This window comes from Leucobacter sp. NPDC058333 (assembly GCF_042726155.1).
Taxonomy (GTDB): domain Bacteria; phylum Actinomycetota; class Actinomycetes; order Actinomycetales; family Microbacteriaceae; genus Leucobacter.
In genome coordinates this window covers 1,546,566-1,561,510 of record NZ_JBHXHV010000001.1, presented here as the reverse complement: position 1 = coordinate 1,561,510, position 14,945 = coordinate 1,546,566, and the positions used below count along the sequence as shown (strand labels likewise).

The following is a 14,945-nucleotide window of genomic DNA, read 5'->3' as shown; positions in this document are numbered from 1 at the left end:
CGTCAGGAGCATTTGTGCCAGGAACGAATCTCACCCGTGCAGAGGCGCAGCAGCGCGCCGCAGTCGTCTCGACCGACCGTTACGAAGTCGCCCTCGACCTCACCCGCGGTGCCGAGCAATTCACCGCAGAAACGACCGTTCACTTCAGCGGTACCGCGGGAGCCAGCACGTTCATCGACATCATCGCCGACTCAGTGGAGAGCGTCGAGCTGAACGGCGAGGCACTCGATCCCGCGACGGTGTTTGCCGATTCGCGCATTCAGTTGCCGCGGCTTGCCGAGCAGAACACGCTGCGCATCGCATCGACGCAGCGCTACACCAACACTGGCGAGGGTCTGCACCGCTTCGTCGATCCAGCCGACGGCGAGGTCTACCTGTACTCGCAGTTCGAGGTACCCGACTCGCGCCGGATGTTCCCGGTGTTCGAGCAGCCCGATCTCAAGGCGACGTTCAGCTTCACCATCACTGCACCCGCGCGGTGGCAGGTCGTCAGCAATCAGCCGACGCCCACGCCGAGTGCCGCTGGTACGAAGGCCGCCGCGCAGGGTAGCGACTGGGCCGAGCAAGACATTGCGACCTGGGCGTTCGAGCCGACCCCGGTGATGTCGAGCTACATCACCGCACTCATCGCTGGCCCCTACCACGTTGTGCGCTCCGAGTTGACCAGCCGCGACGGCCGCACGATTCCGCTCGGCGTCTTCTGCCGGGAGTCGCTCGCGCAGTACCTCGACTCCGACTACATCTTCGAGAAGACGCGCGAGGGGTTCGGGTTCTTTGAGGAGCAGTTCGACTACGCCTACCCCTTTGATAAGTACGACCAGCTCTTCGTGCCCGAGTACAACATGGGCGCCATGGAGAACGTGGGCGCGGTCACCTTCACGGAGGCCTACGTGTTCCGCAGCCAGGTGACCGACGCTATGCGCGAGCGCCGCGTCGTCACGATCCTGCACGAGCTCGCCCACATGTGGTTCGGCGATCTCGTCACAATGCGGTGGTGGAATGATCTGTGGCTGAACGAGTCGTTCGCCGAGTACATGTCGACGCTCGGAGTCGCCGAGGCCACCGAGTGGACTGACTGCTGGACGACGTTTGTTGCCTCCGAGAAGTCGTGGGCATACCGGCAGGATCAGCTGCCGTCGACCCACCCGATCGTCGCCCCCATCAGCGACCTCGAAGACGTCCTCGTGAACTTCGACGGCATCACCTACGCGAAGGGCGCCTCGGTGCTGAAGCAGCTCGTCGCCTGGGTCGGCCGCGAGCCCTTCATGCAGGGCGTGCACGACTACTTCGTGAAGCACCACCACTCAAACACCGAGCTTCCCGACCTGCTCACCGAGCTTGAGACCCGCAGCGGTCGCGACCTCACCGAGTGGTCGAAGCTCTGGCTCGAAACCGCGGGCGTGAACACGCTTCGGCCAGTCTTTGAAGTCGACAGCGACGGCAACTACACGAGCTTCTCAATCGCACAGTCGGCCGTTGCCGACTATCCGACGATTCGCCCGCATCGCATCGCAGTCGGACTCTACGAGCTGGAAAACGGCGAACTGACGCGCACGCAGCGTATCGAGCTCGACGTCGATGGCGCATCAACCGATGTGCCAGAGCTCGTCGGCGCCGCGCAGCCTGCGCTACTGCTGCTCAACGAAGACGATCTCACGTACGCCAAGATCCGCCTGGACGAGCGTTCGCTCGACACTGCGGCGCGCCACCTCGGCGATGCGCCCAACTCGCTCACGCGTGCCCTGCTCTGGGGCACGCTCTGGGACGCGACGCGCGACGGCGAATTCCCCGCGAGCCGATTCGTTGACATCGTGCTCGCGCACATCGGGCGCGAGTCAGCTTCGACAACGCTGCGCACGCTGCTCGGTCAGCTCCTGCTCACGTCGGCGAGTTATGTCGCTCGCGATCGCCGCACCGCAACGCTCGAGAAGGTCGCCAACACGCTCTGGGATCTCGCGAGCGCGGCCGAACCCGGCTCCGATCGTCAATTCCAGTTCGTCAAGTCGTTCGGCCAGGTCGCCGCGAGCGAGGCGCACCTCGACACTGTTCAGGGTCTCGCCGACGGCACGATCACGCTCGCGGGTCTCACTATCGACACCGATCTCGGCTGGGAGCTGCTCATCGCACTAGCTGCGGGCGGGCGGGCGACGCTCGCGGACATCGAGGCACGACTCGCTGAGGATCGCACCGCCAATGGCAACCAGTCGGCGGCCCACGCTCGCGCGGCGTTGCCCGGCGCGGCAGACAAGGCGAATGCATGGGCTTCCGTGTTCGAGCAGACCGATCAGCCAAACGCGATCGTGCGCGCAACCGCCGCGGGATTCACCCGCGTGCACGACGTGGCGGCGCTCGAGCCGTATGTTGAGCGCTTCTTCGAAGCGGTGCTGCCGGTCTGGGAATCGCGCAGCTACGCGATCGCCGAAGAGTTGGTCGAGGGGTTCTACCCCGCCGAGCTCGCGAACCAGCCGCTCGCCGATGCGACGCGAGCCTGGCTTGACGCGAACGTGGACGCGCCCGCGGCCGTGCGCCGCATGATCACGGAGGGCCTGGCCGGAGTCGAGCGCGCCCTGCGGGTGCAGGCCGCCGACCGGGAGGTCTAGATGGAGAATGTCGACGGTGTGGAAGAGGTGGTCGGCAACGCCTTCCAAGACTTTCTGACCCTGTATCACGTGCCGATCGCGATCGTGATCATCGTGATCTTGGCGCTGGTGCTGAACTGGCTGCTGCGGCGCCTGCTCATGCGCACGGTGACGCACGTGGTGCGCGGAGTTAAGAAGGCGCAAGACGTCGACACGACATCGGAGATGCGCGCAGCGCCGTATGTCAGCGCGCGCGCCGTGCAACGCACGCGCACCCTCGGCACCGTCGGCCGCGCGGTGATCACCTGGGTGATCGTCGTAATTTCGCTCATCCTCATCCTGGGGCAGTTGGGCGTGAATCTCGGCGCGCTACTGACCTCCGCCGGCATCGTGGCGGCCGGTCTCGCATTCGGCGCCCAGAACATCGTGAAGGACCTGTTGAACGGTATCTTCATGGTGTTCGAGGATCAGCTCGGGGTCGGCGACGTCGTGAAGATCGGCACCATCAGTGGCACCGTCGAAGACGTCGGCATACGGGTGACCCAGGTGCGCGCGATTGACGGTACGCTCTGGTTCATCAGAAACGGCGAAATCTTGACCCTTGGCAATTCGTCGCAGGGGTGGGGCCAGGCCGTCATCGATGTCACCGTTGACGCCAGGCAAGATTTGTCGCACGTCTCCGACGTCACGCTTGAGGCGGCCCGTGAATTGCTGCGCTCCGAGAAGTACGCGCGCAAGGTCACGGGCTCGCCCGAGATCCTCGGGCTCGAGAGCATCTACGGCGACCGCGCGACGCTGCGTTTGACCGTGAAGACCCGACCCGAGGCTCAGTGGGAGGTGCAGCGCGGTATCCGCGCCGAGCTGCGCAGCAAGTTCCGAGAGAATAACATCACCCTCGCGGACGAACTCCCGAAACCGCCAGGAGGCGCCGCATGAGTGAAGCTGTCGACCCGGGCGCCGGAGCTGCCCCGGGCCCGCGACTGACGCTGCGCTCCGGCGCGAGCGGCGATGCCGTGACCGAGACGCTCTGGTCTCAGGTCGGCGGCACGCCGACGTTCGAGCGCATCGCCGCCGCGTTCTACCGTGGAGTGCGCGAAGACGAGGTGCTCGCGCCCATGTACCCCGACCACGACTGGGAAGGGGCGACCTGGCGACTGCAGGCATTTCTCGAACAGTACTGGGGCGGCCCGACGACGTATTCAGAGCAGCGCGGACACCCTCGGCTCCGCATGCGGCACCAACCCTTCGCCGTCACCCCCGACGCTCGCGACCGCTGGCTCAAGCACATGCACGCTGCGCTCGACGAGGCGGCTCTCTCCCCCATGCACGACGCCGCGTTCCGCGACTACGTCGAGCGCGCGGCTCTCGCCATGGTCAACCGCTTCGAGTAACTGCACGGACGGGGTGCGCTCGCCTCGATTACGGCCCCGCCCGTCAGTACACTGGCTGCATGAGCCTGCACCTCACCGATGATCCGGCGGCCGACGAGCTGCTGACGAACAATCCCCTCGCTTTGCTTATCGGCATGCTGCTTGATCAGCAGATCGCGATGGAGGTCGCGTTTTCTGGTCCTCTGAAGATCCAGGAACGACTCGGATCGGTCGATGCTGCGGTCCTCGCGAGCACCGACCCCGACACGGTGTTAGAGGCATTCAAGCAGACTCCCGCGGTGCACCGTTACCCGGGCTCAATGGCTACACGCGTGCAGACGCTGTGCCAGACCATCGTTGACGAGTGGGATGGCGATGCACAGTTGATTTGGACCCGGGACTCCCCCGATGGACCAACGGTGCTGAAGCGTCTCAAGGCGCTACCCGGATTCGGTGAGCAAAAGGCCAAGATCTTCCTCGCATTGCTCGGCAAGCAACTCGGATTCGAAGGCGCTGGCTGGCGCGAAGCCGCAGGTAACTACGGGGAAGCCGGATCATTCCGCAGCGTAGCCGACATCTCATCGCCGGAGTCTCTGCTGCGCGTGCGCGAAACGAAACGAGCGGCCAAGGCGGCAGCTAAAGCCGAACGCGGTGCGCGATGACGGCATCTGACGATTGCGTCAATTGCGCACGCGGGGTGGCGACATGATGACGCCAGAAACCTCTGAGCTCAATGGAGCGGTGAGCTTCACGGAATCAGCGGAACGTGTCGTGTCGTATCTGAACGAACACACGCCGCTCACCGACTGGTCTGTCTCCCGCGTCACCAACGGCGAGCAAATTCACGTGCATGTGCACCACGACCACGTGCTGTCCGTTGGCGATCGAGTCGACTGGAACGAGTCATTTTGCAGCCGCATGTCGGCCGGTGCGGCACACGTGGTGCGCAACTCAAAACAGGATCCCGACTTCTCAGATCTCGAGGCCGCGGATCACGTGGGTTCCTATGCCGGGTACACCATTCGCGATGACCAGGGCGAGCTGTTTGGCGTGCTGTGCGGCGTACGCGAAGCGCCGCTGGCCGAAGAGGAGACGATCGACGAGGAACTGATCCGTTTGCTCAGCGAGCTGCTCTCATCTCAGCTCGAACTGTCCCGCGGCATCGATCGCGAACGACGCAGCATCGCGATCACGGACGCGCTCGCGCACACCGACGCGCTGACCGGTCTGCTCAATCGCCGCGGTTGGGATCGTGTGCTGGCCGATGCGCAGGAGCGCGTCGATGCCTTCGGCGATCCCGTGGCAATCGCGATCATTGATCTTGACGGCCTCAAGGCAGTGAACGACACCGCTGGTCACGCCGCGGGTGACCAGTTACTCGCCGAGACTGCCGCAGCGCTCAGCTCAGCGGCAACACGCGTACACCGCATTGCGCGTATTGGCGGCGACGAGTTTGCGATCCTCGCAAACGGTGTCACAACACACGAGACTGACGCACACTTCGCGTCGTTCCAGGCGGCCCTCGCACACGCGGGAATCTCTGCATCACTCGGTGCCGCAGCTGCGGTGCCGTCAATTGCGACCATCCACGAGGCTGTGGCTATGGCCGACCGAGCAATGTACGCGCAAAAGGCCGCGGCCCGCGCCTAAGCCGGTACGCGGCGGTGCCGCACGGCGGTGCTGCACGCGCCTGCCTCGCGTCACGGTGTACGCTCGTAGAGCTGCCTCCGTAGCTCAGTGGATAGAGCAACGGCCTTCTAATCCGTTGGTCGCAGGTTCGAATCCTGCCGGAGGCACTTGGTTTTCCACGTCCGCTCAGGCGGATCTGAAGGGAAGATGGCGCGTGCGCACCCCTGAAAAGGCGAAGCTCCCGTTCGAGGTGTGGGCACTCGTCGCGGGTGGTTTTACCGTCGCTCTCGGCTATGGCGTCGTCGCGCCAGCGATCCCCCAGTTTGCGCTCGAATTCGATGTCAGCAACTTCGCGGCATCAGCGATCGTCAGCGCGTTCGCGCTGATGCGACTTGTCTCGGCACCGCTCGCCGGCTGGGTCGTCGGCCGACTGGGCGAACGGCGCACGTACATCATCGGGATCCTCATCGTCGCAGGCTCGACCGGCGCGGCGGCACTCGCGGCGAACTACACGCAGTTCGTGGTGCTGCGGGGGGTCGGCGGCATTGGGTCGGCGATGTTTACGATCGCAGCGACCGCCCTACTCATTAAGGTGAGCCCGCCCTCCGCCCGCGGGCGGGTGGCGAGCGTCAACGCGGCCGGATTCCTACTCGGCGGCCTCCTGGGCCCCGTCCTTGGCGGCGCGGTCGCCGTATTCGGCCTACGTGCACCATTCGTGTTCTATTTCTTCACGCTTGTCGCTGCGGCGGCCGTCGTCGCATTCGCGCTCCGATCCTCGAAGCTCGCGGATCGCGCACCCAAGGGTGTGCTCGACGCGAGCGATGTGATGTCGCTGCACGACGCACTGCGAGTGCCGCAGTATCGTACGCTGCTGCTGTCGGTGTTCACCTTCGGCTGGTCGTCATTCGGAGTGCGGGTGTCAGTGATCCCGTTGCTCGTGGCGGCGACGTTCCACGGCGATGCGACGATGGCGGCCTGGGTTCTCGCAGCTTATGCTGCCGGCAATGCGATCCTCATCTTCCCCTCCGGTCGCTGGAACGACACGATCGGCCGTAAACCGCTGCTCATCACGGGGTCGATAATTCTGACCGCGGCCTATGCCGCTTTTCCCACCGCTCCGGAACTGTGGGTGGCGCTGGTGATCATGTTTGCCGCGGGCGCGGGTTCGGCACTCGTGAATCCCGGGCAACAGGCCGTGCTCGCCGACGTACTCGCTCAGCGACGCGGCGGGTCGGTAGTGGCCGCCTACTCTATGACGAGCGACCTGGGCGGCGTGCTCGGCCCGCTCATCGCGGGCGCGATCGTCGACGTCGCTGGCTTCGGCTGGGCCTTCGGCGTCACAGCCGCGCTCATTGGCGTCGCCGCGCTGGCGTGGATCATTACGCCGGCGTCGCGACCGCACCGCGCGCCCGATACACCAGAGCCACCGACGGACCCGGCTACTCCAGCACCGTAGGGCGCCGGATCACCGAGCGACGTGCCGACTAGCCTTCGAGGTCGTCGACGCCCGGAAGCCAGCTCAGCCCGGGCTTGCCCCAGCCGTTCTTACGCTGCGCCTTCTGCGCGCCGCGATTTTCGGGGTGCACGAGGCGGTCGACATAGAGCAACCCGCTCAGGTGGTCGAACTCGTGCTGCAGAATGCGCGCGAACCACCCGCTCGCGGTGATCTCGAACGGTTTTCCATCCACATCCTGTGCGCGAAGTAGCGCCCGTGGCGAGCGTCGCAGCGCGAAGCGCTCGCCGGGAAACGAGAGGCACCCCTCCACCTCATCGCCACCAGGCAACCCCGGCTCGGCCGGGGTGATCCAGAGCTCAGGGTTGATCGCGGCCCCGCGCGCCGGCCCCTCGTCTTGCTCGTCGTACATCCACACAAACACCTGCTTGCCGACGCCCACCTGGGGCGCCGCAAGACCGACGCCCGGCGCCGCAACCGTTGTCTCGTAGAGATCGTCAACGAGGGTGCGCAGCTCGGCGTCGAATGCGGTGACGGGGGCGGCGGGGCGATGCAGCACGGGCTCGCCAGAGATCACGATGGGAAGAACAGCCATACCCGCCAGTTTAACCCCGGCTTGTTTGGCGCTCGAAGTAGACTGGACCGATTGCGCGCGTTCAGCACGCCCCGACGACGCACCGAGGAGATCACCGTGGCCAATACGCCAGCTGACCAGATCGTCTGGATCGACTGCGAAATGACCGGGCTCGATGTCGATCAGGATGGCCTGTGCGAGATCGCCGTCATCGTCACTGATTTCGACCTCACGCCGCTCGATCCGGGCTTCGAGATCGTCATCAATCCGGGCGAGGCGGCTCTTGACCAGATGAACGACTTCGTGCGTTCGATGCACGAAACGTCTGGCCTGCTCCCCCGAATCGCCGAGGGCGCTTCGCTCGAGGACGCCGAACAGCAGGTCATCGCCTACCTGAAGCGATTCATCACCTCGGGTCGTCGCCCGCTCGTCGCAGGAAACACGATCGGCATGGACCGCCGGTTCATCGCCAAATATCTGCCCACTCTCGAAGAACAGCTGCACTACCGCAGCGTTGACGTTTCGACCATCAAGGAACTCAGCCGTCGCTGGTACCCCGCTGCCTATTTCGCGGCACCGAAGAAGCACGGTGGGCACCGCGCCCTCGCTGATATCGCGGAGTCCATTCAGGAGCTCGCGTACTTCCGCGACGCCGTGATGGTCGCGGCGCCCGGCCCAGACAAGGCAACGGCGACGGCGACCTCGACCGCTGCTACGCAGCAGTATTCCGAGCTCATTGACGGGCTGGCTGAAGAGGTTCCGACGGCGCAGTAACGTCGTTGGCCTCCTCAGAGCGAATCGCTCAGGCGCCCCGCACGGGCTCGGGGTCGTCTTGCCGTGACCACGCGATCTCAATTAGGGTGCCCAGCACGTCGAGGTCGATGTCTTCGAGCTTGTTTACGTACACGCACCCCGCACCCTCGGTGTATTTACCGAGCCGCGGAAGCAGCGCTGCACCCTCCGGGAGATCTTTCACTCCGTAGAGCGAAAGCTTGGCCTTGCGCGGGGAAAACCCCGTCTTCGGCCAGTTCCCGCGCGTGCGAGGATTCGATGGCGAAATATAGCGATAGCTTCCGTACCCCACCATCGTGGGCCCCCACAGCACTGGCTCGGCACCGGTCACCCGACGAAAGATGTCGGCAAGTACGAACCCGTCCTCGCGACGTTTCGCAGGCGTCACTGCGTCAAGAAATTCGCCCACATCGGCGGGGGTGGGCTGGGTCTTCGGTTCACTAGCCATGTGCTCATTCTGCCCCACGACTCGGACACGCGCGTCGGTTCGCGATGCGTCATGGTTTTGGGTTATGATCGTGGGGTTGCCTCGTTCGCCCCGGCGGGTCAGGTCAGCATGGTGGCTATAGCTCAGTCGGTAGAGCACCGGCTTGTGGTGCCGGTGGTCGCGGGTTCAAGTCCCGTTAGCCACCCCAAGATAATCGAGGTCCGCCTCGCGCACTTACGGAGATTCTCCAGCGCGAGTCGGGCCTCGATTGCGTTTCAGGCCTTTCCTTGCGGCTCTCACCCAGTGATACGATTTGGCCACCGCAACATGGGGATGGGTGGGAATGATGCAGAGTGATTTCTGGAACGGGCAGGGGACGCTTCGCGCGCGGCCCGCAATTGATGACGTGCGGACGAGGGTGTTACTCGCTGGCATTAAGTATGTGGAATCGACCGGCCTCACGCTGAGTATCAGTGATGCGGTGATTGCGCGCTTGCTCGCCGATGCCAACGTCACACCCAAACAGTTCGGTCAGGTCTGGCAGAGCGGCGAAGAGTTTCTCACCGATCTGTTCTGTGAGCTCGCGAATCAAGCCCAGATAGATCGCGCCGACACGATGACGCTCCTCACGACGTGGCAGTACGTGACCTCGCGAGTCGACGACCTGCGCACCCCAGAGGGGCGCCGCGATGTGCTGGTCGACATCATTCGCACGGCAACCGAGTACAACTTCAGCGTGGTCACAGCGTCGAGCAAGTGGCGCACGTACGCCGCGCTCTCAACGACCATCGTCGCGTGGCCCGAAGGCGCCGCACGTACACGCATTCTCGACGCGCTCCGAGCCAGCGAGCTTTCGTTCGTCGAGACGCTCGAGAACTTCTACCGAAACCTCCTTCCGACGATCGGGCTGCGCTTGAAGCCGGGTCTGAATGACGATTACCAGCCGTTCGTTGTCGCGGCCGCGTCGGTCATTGAGGGCCTCGGCATTGTGCGCGCGACCGTGCCGACGCTTGTCGAGGCGCGCTTCGAAATGCCAACGTTCGACCGTACAGATACCTGGTCAGTCGCTGCAATGTCGTATATGGGCGTGTTTGACGCCTTCTTCGAGGCGGACCCGGATTTTGATCCGGACGAGGCGATTGCACGCCTCAAGTCAGGGATCGACGTTACGCCGTAGTGATATCGGCGGCATCGCCGTGCTTCCTGAGGCGATCCATCACGAGGGGCGCCGCAATCGGCCGTCCGTAGAAATAACCCTGCGCGTCTCGCACGCCCAGCGCTTGCAGGGTCTCGGCGGCGGCGCGATCCTCGATGCCCTCGACTATTACGGTGTGTCCGAGGTTGTCGCCGAAACCCTGCAGTGCTTTGATGACCTCCTGCTGCCGCACATCGCCGAGATTGCTGATCAGGCTTTTGTCAATCTTCAAGATGTCCATCGGGAAGTGCACGAGCGCGCCGACGAGCGAGTCGTCTGATCCGTAGTCGTCAAGTGCGATGATCACGCCCGCGGCCTGCAACAGCTCCGCGTCGCGCCGCAATTCGTCGCTCATTGTTCGCAGTGATCGCTCGTTCAATTCGATGCACAATTTGATATTGGGGTGATTACGGGCGGCTTCGCGGATGTAGGGACCGAGTTGCACGTCGCTAATCTGCCCGAGCTCGAGGTTCACCGTCATGCAATCGATCGACGGCACAACGTCACGAAACTCCTCCGCGGCGTCGAGCGCCTTCGTGATGACCTGCCGCGTCAGCTCGTTCATGAGCCCCAGCCGCTTCGCGCGCGCAATCAGAGACGGCGCCGAGATCGGTCCGAGCTCAGGATCCATGTATCGCGTGAGCGCCTCGAACGCCCACACCTTTCCCGTCGACATATCAACGATTGGCTGGAACGCCAGCATGAGGCGGTTGTCAGCGATTGCACGGGCCACGATCTCGTTCAGACGCGTTGAGCGGTGCGTCGAAATGCTCACCGTGCTGCGCTCCACATCACTGCCCCGGCGACGTTGCTGTTTCGCCTGCAGCATGGTGCGGTCGGCGTCTTCGACCAGCGACTGCGCATCGATCTCGCGGTGGCTAGAGAACGCGAGCCCGGCGCTCACCACCGGGTGCAAGTTGTGCCCCTCGAGTTCCAGGGCCTCGCTTACCGCGTCGATGACGCGATCCGCAGACTCTTTTGCCTGGTCGACCGAGACGAGGCCCGTGAAGATCACAACGAATTCGTCGCCGCCCACTCGAGATACGAAGTCGCCGCCGCCCGACGCGCGTTCGAGCCGGGACGCAATCGCTTGCAGCAGTGCATCACCGGCGCTGTGGCCGAGATTGTCATTGAGCTTCTTGAAGTTGTCGAGATCGATGAACAGCAGTGCGATGCCCTCGTGATACGGGCGATGTTCATTGGCCTCGGTCAGCGCGTGCTGAAACGCGCCGTAATTGGGCAGCCCGGTGAGCGGATCTGAATTTGCTCGGTGCTCGAGCGTGTCAACCTCCGATTGCACGCGTGCCGCCTCGGTGGCCAAGTGCGCGAGCGATTCGATTGCGCGCTCATCGTCGCGAGAGAACGGGCCGCCGCCGAGCTTGCGTGATGCGACGAGGTACTGCTCCGGGCCAGACTCAAGCCTCACGGGCGCACCGATTTCATCGGGGCCCGGGCCGGAGGGCCGCAGTTCGACTTCGTTCGCTCGAACGATCTCACGAGTGCGCCGCTGGAGTGCGAGGCCCAGTGCCTCAGCGTGTTCGCGCGGCAGCTCGATCGCCGCATCTACGACGGCATTCAACCTCTCCTCGATGTCTTCAGAGCGGGTTCGCTGAGCAAGCACGTAGAAGACCGATCCGGTGAGAAGCACGATAAACGAGCTGCGCCGCACTGCAGGGTCACCCTCAAGCCAGCCGATCACCGTCGCGTCGATGAAGTGCATGAGAGACATCGCCGTGCCGACGAGGAACACCAGCAACACGACCCGACTCGGCTTCACCGAAGCGGCCGAAACGCCGCGGTCGACCTCGGCCCTCCCCCACTGGCGGGCGAATTCGCCAAGCAACATGACCGCGTAGTAAGCCGCAGTAGCGACGAATAGCGACGGAATCAGCCACACCCCGAGCGATTCAAGCCCAGCGCGTGTCGCAACAAACGCTACCCCGCCCACGCTCGCGAGCCCGGTGGCGTAGAGACCGCGCCACACACTTCGCTTGAGAATGATCTGGGCTACGAGCACTCCCACCGCCCACACGCCAACGCCAGCGAACGTCGCTCCGTTCATAGGTTGGATCGCGAGGATGACGATCGACACGCCCGCTTGCGGGAAGCCGCGGTCGTACCCGATACCCACGTGGAATGGCCCGCAGATGATGACACTCGCGATCACCGCCAGCACGAGTGTCCAAGACTCCGGGGGTGATCGGACGAGGTGGACCGCGGCATTGCCGATCACGAAGAACGCGAAGGCGATGAATGGCAGCACAAACGCGAGGTCACCCTTCACCACACCAACGCGCTTCATCGCCGCCCCCACCCCCGTAGTATTCAGCGCCACCGTTCCCGGCTCGCGCTTATATGCAGCAGCTCATTATGTCACGGGTGAAACCTTCGACTCGGTTGATTCTCCCCGCCGCGCGGCACCCGACCTGTGTAGGGTGAAGACATGCTCGAGATCTCGCACGAGGAGTTCGAATCGCTGGTCGCTGACGGCCTCGATTCGTTGCATGACGACATGCTCGCGCAGCTCGACAATGTCATTTTCCTCGTTGAAGACAGTCCCGAAGACGGCAGCGACATCCTTGGCGTGTACGAGGGATTCTCACTCGCTGAACGGGATGTGTACGGCTACGGCGAGGCGCCCGACCGCATCATCCTGTTCCGCGAAAATCTGCTGCGTCACTGCGCAGACCAGGCTGAACTCGAACATGAGATTCGGGTAACGCTCGTGCACGAGATCGCGCATTTCTACGGCATCTCCGAAGCCCGCATTCACGAACTCGGGTGGGGCTAGTGCCCGCGGCGCAGGCCGAGACGCACACTCGGCGACTCGACCGACCGGTCCCCTTAGGCTCTCCGACCTGGCAGACCGTGGTGTGGGACGATCCGGTGAATCTGATGTCGTACGTCGCGTACGTGTTTCAGGAGCACTTTGGCTTCACGAAGGAGCGTTCGGAGGAGCTCATGCTGCGCGTGCACCACGGCGGCAGCGCGGTTGTTGCAGAGGGATCAAGAGAGGCCATGGAAATGCACGTCGAAGCCATGCACGGATACGGCCTGTGGGCCACCGTGAGGCAGGCGGGCGAGCAATGAGACTCTTGCCGATGCCCGATCACGGGCTGCGACTGCTGCTCGACCACGACGAGGCAGCGATGCTTGACCAGTTGATCGCTCAGCTCATCCAGCTCCTGCAAAGCCACAGCCGCACGGCCCTTGATCCTGATCCGCTGTTTGCGAGCCTTGAGGTCGGTGGCTCGGATGCACCCCCCAACGACCCGGCGCTGGCTCGACTCTTCCCGGATGCGTACGCGGGCGACTCCGAGGCCGGCGCGTTTCGCAGCGTCACCGAGCAGGGTCTCCTGAATCGCAAGCTGCAGGACGCGGTCGAGGTCACCGCGGCACTCGGTCTCGGCGGCCGTGGACCGAACGAGAGCGCTCCAGTCGAGGTCGACATTTCCCGCACCACGCTGCCAGCGTGGGTGCGGACCGTGACCGCGCTCAGACTCGCGATCGCCGCTCGCATCGGACTGAATGACCCTGAAGATCACGACAGACTCACGGAAGACGAAAGCACCCGCGGCACCGTCCTCGTTTTTGATTGGCTCGCCGCAATTCTCGAATCCGTGCTCGCGATCGTGGCATCGGGTGAACGCGACGAACCAGCGGAAGACGCGGATCAGCCCGGCCCAGTCGCGTGAAAATCAGCTGGGCGCTTCGAGGGAACGCGGGTCGACAACTTTGCCCCGACCAGTGAGCAGGCTCGCCGAGGTCACGCCCGACGTGCCGAAGCGCTCGCGCACATCATCGACCGCTTGATCGACCGCGCGCCAGCTCTCGTCTTCGCTCCACAGCGCCGCGATATCGCTTCCCGCCGGAATGAGCTGCTCCGCACGCACGCCGATGAGTCGTACGGCACGCCCGCCACGGTCGACCGCTTCGAATAGCTCACGAGCGGTTTGATAGATACGCTGTGTCGCGTCGGTCGCCTCCTGGAGCGTGCGCGAACGCGTGATCGTCTCGAAATTAGCCCAGCGCAGCTTGATCGCAACCGTGCGCGCCTCGGCGTCTGCCCCGCGCAAGCGCTCACCCACCCGCGTCGCCAGCCGAAGCAGTTCGCGCTGCAGGGTCGCCGCGTCAGACACATCGTGGGCGAAGGTCTCTTCGTGCCCAATACTCTTCTCGGTGCGCGTGGTCTGAATTTCGCGAGCGTCGCGTCCGTTCGCCAATTCGTGCAGTCGACGCGCGCTCGCGCTCCCGACGATCCGCTCAAGGGAGGCCAATGGCTCCCGCGCGAGCTCCCCCACCGTGCGAATTGCTCGCCCGTGCAGCGCACGCTCGGTGGCCTGGCCGACGCCCCACATCGCTCCTATCGGCAGCGGGTGCAAGAACTCGAGGGTGCGTTGCGGAGGAATTTCAAGGATGCCGTCGGGCTTTGCCCGCTGCGATGCCAGCTTCGCCACGAACTTGGTTGCCGCAAGGCCCACCGACGCCGGCAGCCCAGTGCGTTCGCGAATGCGCTCCCGGATCGCCCTGGCGATCTCAACCGGTTCGCCGAACAAGCGTACGGTGCCCGCGACATCAAGAAATGCTTCGTCAATGCTGAGCGGCTCCACGAGCGGCGTGAACTCCTCGAACACCGCCATCACGGCTTTCGAAGCGGCCCGATACTTTGAGAAGACCGGGTCGACGAGCACCAGTTGCGGGCACAGCTGCTTTGCCCGCGCCACCGGCATCGCTGACCTCACGCCAAACCTGCGCGCCTCGTAGCTCGCGCTCGACACCACTGAGCGCGAGGTGTCGTGCGCGGCTGCTACCGGCAGGCCGCGCAGTTCGGGGCGATCGAGTAGCTCAACGGACACGAAAAACGAGTCCATATCGACGTGCAGCACCGAGGCGATCTTCCGCGGGGCTTCGAACATGTGTACTATT

At 64.2% G+C, this 14,945-nt stretch carries 15 protein-coding genes and 2 tRNA genes; 13 read left to right on the top strand and 4 right to left on the bottom strand.

Annotated elements, in window-relative coordinates; genetic code table 11:
- The first annotated feature begins 14 nt into the window (after positions 1 to 14).
- The 7 genes from pepN to ACFWHR_RS07265 all read left to right on the top strand — a co-directional run bounded on the left by pepN (position 15) and on the right by ACFWHR_RS07265 (position 7,034).
- Positions 15 to 2,600: an aminopeptidase N gene (gene pepN, locus ACFWHR_RS07295; protein WP_382447601.1), complete on the top strand. Its 2,586-nt coding sequence runs from the start codon at positions 15 to 17 to the stop codon at positions 2,598 to 2,600.
- Positions 2,601 to 3,515, top strand: a complete 915-nt coding sequence (locus ACFWHR_RS07290) for a mechanosensitive ion channel family protein (protein WP_382447600.1) — start codon at positions 2,601 to 2,603, stop codon at positions 3,513 to 3,515.
- Complete coding sequence (locus tag ACFWHR_RS07285) at positions 3,512 to 3,970, top strand: globin (RefSeq protein WP_382447599.1); 459 nt, start codon at positions 3,512 to 3,514, stop codon at positions 3,968 to 3,970. Before ACFWHR_RS07290 ends, ACFWHR_RS07285 begins: the two co-directional genes overlap by 4 nt.
- Positions 3,971 to 4,029: 59 nt before the next feature.
- Positions 4,030 to 4,611: an HhH-GPD-type base excision DNA repair protein gene (locus ACFWHR_RS07280; RefSeq protein WP_382447598.1), complete on the top strand. Its 582-nt coding sequence runs from the start codon at positions 4,030 to 4,032 to the stop codon at positions 4,609 to 4,611.
- 43 nt (positions 4,612 to 4,654) lie between these two features.
- The gene (locus tag ACFWHR_RS07275; RefSeq protein ID WP_382447597.1) at positions 4,655 to 5,599 is read left to right on the top strand and encodes a GGDEF domain-containing protein; all 945 of its coding nucleotides are present in this window, start codon (positions 4,655 to 4,657) and stop codon (positions 5,597 to 5,599) included.
- A 73-nt stretch (positions 5,600 to 5,672) separates the two neighbouring features.
- Positions 5,673 to 5,745 (top strand) — tRNA-Arg (locus tag ACFWHR_RS07270).
- Between the two features lie 47 nt (positions 5,746 to 5,792).
- Positions 5,793 to 7,034 carry an MFS transporter gene (locus ACFWHR_RS07265; protein WP_382447596.1) on the top strand — a complete coding sequence of 414 codons (1,242 nt, stop codon included), beginning with the start codon at positions 5,793 to 5,795 and terminating at the stop codon, positions 7,032 to 7,034.
- A 28-nt stretch (positions 7,035 to 7,062) separates the two neighbouring features.
- Here the strand turns inward: ACFWHR_RS07265 and def are convergent, their stop codons facing one another.
- On the bottom strand, positions 7,063 to 7,626 hold the full coding sequence (def, locus tag ACFWHR_RS07260; protein WP_382447595.1) for a peptide deformylase: 564 nt from the start codon (positions 7,624 to 7,626) through the stop codon (positions 7,063 to 7,065).
- Positions 7,627 to 7,722: 96 nt separating this feature from the next.
- Here def and orn point away from each other — a divergent pair, with 96 nt between their 5' ends.
- Positions 7,723 to 8,379 (top strand): oligoribonuclease, encoded by a 657-nt coding sequence (gene orn / locus ACFWHR_RS07255; RefSeq protein WP_382447762.1) that lies wholly within the window; start codon positions 7,723 to 7,725, stop codon positions 8,377 to 8,379.
- A gap of 28 nt (positions 8,380 to 8,407) precedes the next feature.
- Here the strand turns inward: orn and ACFWHR_RS07250 are convergent, their stop codons facing one another.
- The gene (locus ACFWHR_RS07250) at positions 8,408 to 8,845 is read right to left on the bottom strand and encodes a DUF1801 domain-containing protein (protein WP_382447594.1); all 438 of its coding nucleotides are present in this window, start codon (positions 8,843 to 8,845) and stop codon (positions 8,408 to 8,410) included.
- Positions 8,846 to 8,956: 111 nt separating this feature from the next.
- On the opposite strand from ACFWHR_RS07250, the gene ACFWHR_RS07245 reads away from it, so the two are divergent.
- Positions 8,957 to 9,032, top strand: a tRNA-His gene (locus tag ACFWHR_RS07245).
- 135 nt (positions 9,033 to 9,167) lie between these two features.
- Entirely contained in the window at positions 9,168 to 10,001 is an 834-nt protein-coding gene (locus ACFWHR_RS07240) for a hypothetical protein (RefSeq protein ID WP_382447593.1), read from the top strand.
- Here the strand turns inward: ACFWHR_RS07240 and ACFWHR_RS07235 are convergent.
- A complete protein-coding gene (locus tag ACFWHR_RS07235) occupies positions 9,991 to 12,321 on the bottom strand; it encodes a putative bifunctional diguanylate cyclase/phosphodiesterase (protein ID WP_382447592.1) in 2,331 nt (776 codons plus the stop codon). The two genes, ACFWHR_RS07240 and ACFWHR_RS07235, sit on opposite strands and share 11 nt — an antisense overlap.
- 141 nt (positions 12,322 to 12,462) lie before the next feature.
- On the opposite strand from ACFWHR_RS07235, the gene ACFWHR_RS07230 reads away from it, so the two are divergent.
- From ACFWHR_RS07230 to ACFWHR_RS07220, 3 genes are read left to right on the top strand one after another with little or no spacing between them, the layout of a single operon-like run.
- On the top strand, positions 12,463 to 12,810 hold the full coding sequence (locus ACFWHR_RS07230; protein ID WP_382447591.1) for a metallopeptidase family protein: 348 nt from the start codon (positions 12,463 to 12,465) through the stop codon (positions 12,808 to 12,810).
- Entirely contained in the window at positions 12,801 to 13,109 is a 309-nt protein-coding gene (gene clpS / locus ACFWHR_RS07225; protein WP_382447590.1) for an ATP-dependent Clp protease adapter ClpS, read from the top strand. Before ACFWHR_RS07230 ends, clpS begins: the two co-directional genes overlap by 10 nt.
- An 11-nt stretch (positions 13,110 to 13,120) precedes the next feature.
- Entirely contained in the window at positions 13,121 to 13,714 is a 594-nt protein-coding gene (locus ACFWHR_RS07220; RefSeq protein WP_382447589.1) for a DUF2017 family protein, read from the top strand.
- A 3-nt stretch (positions 13,715 to 13,717) separates the two neighbouring features.
- On the opposite strand, the gene dinB is transcribed toward ACFWHR_RS07220, so the two are convergent.
- Positions 13,718 to 14,935 (bottom strand): DNA polymerase IV, encoded by a 1,218-nt coding sequence (gene dinB, locus ACFWHR_RS07215; RefSeq protein WP_382447588.1) that lies wholly within the window; start codon positions 14,933 to 14,935, stop codon positions 13,718 to 13,720.
- Positions 14,936 to 14,945 lie beyond the last annotated feature (10 nt).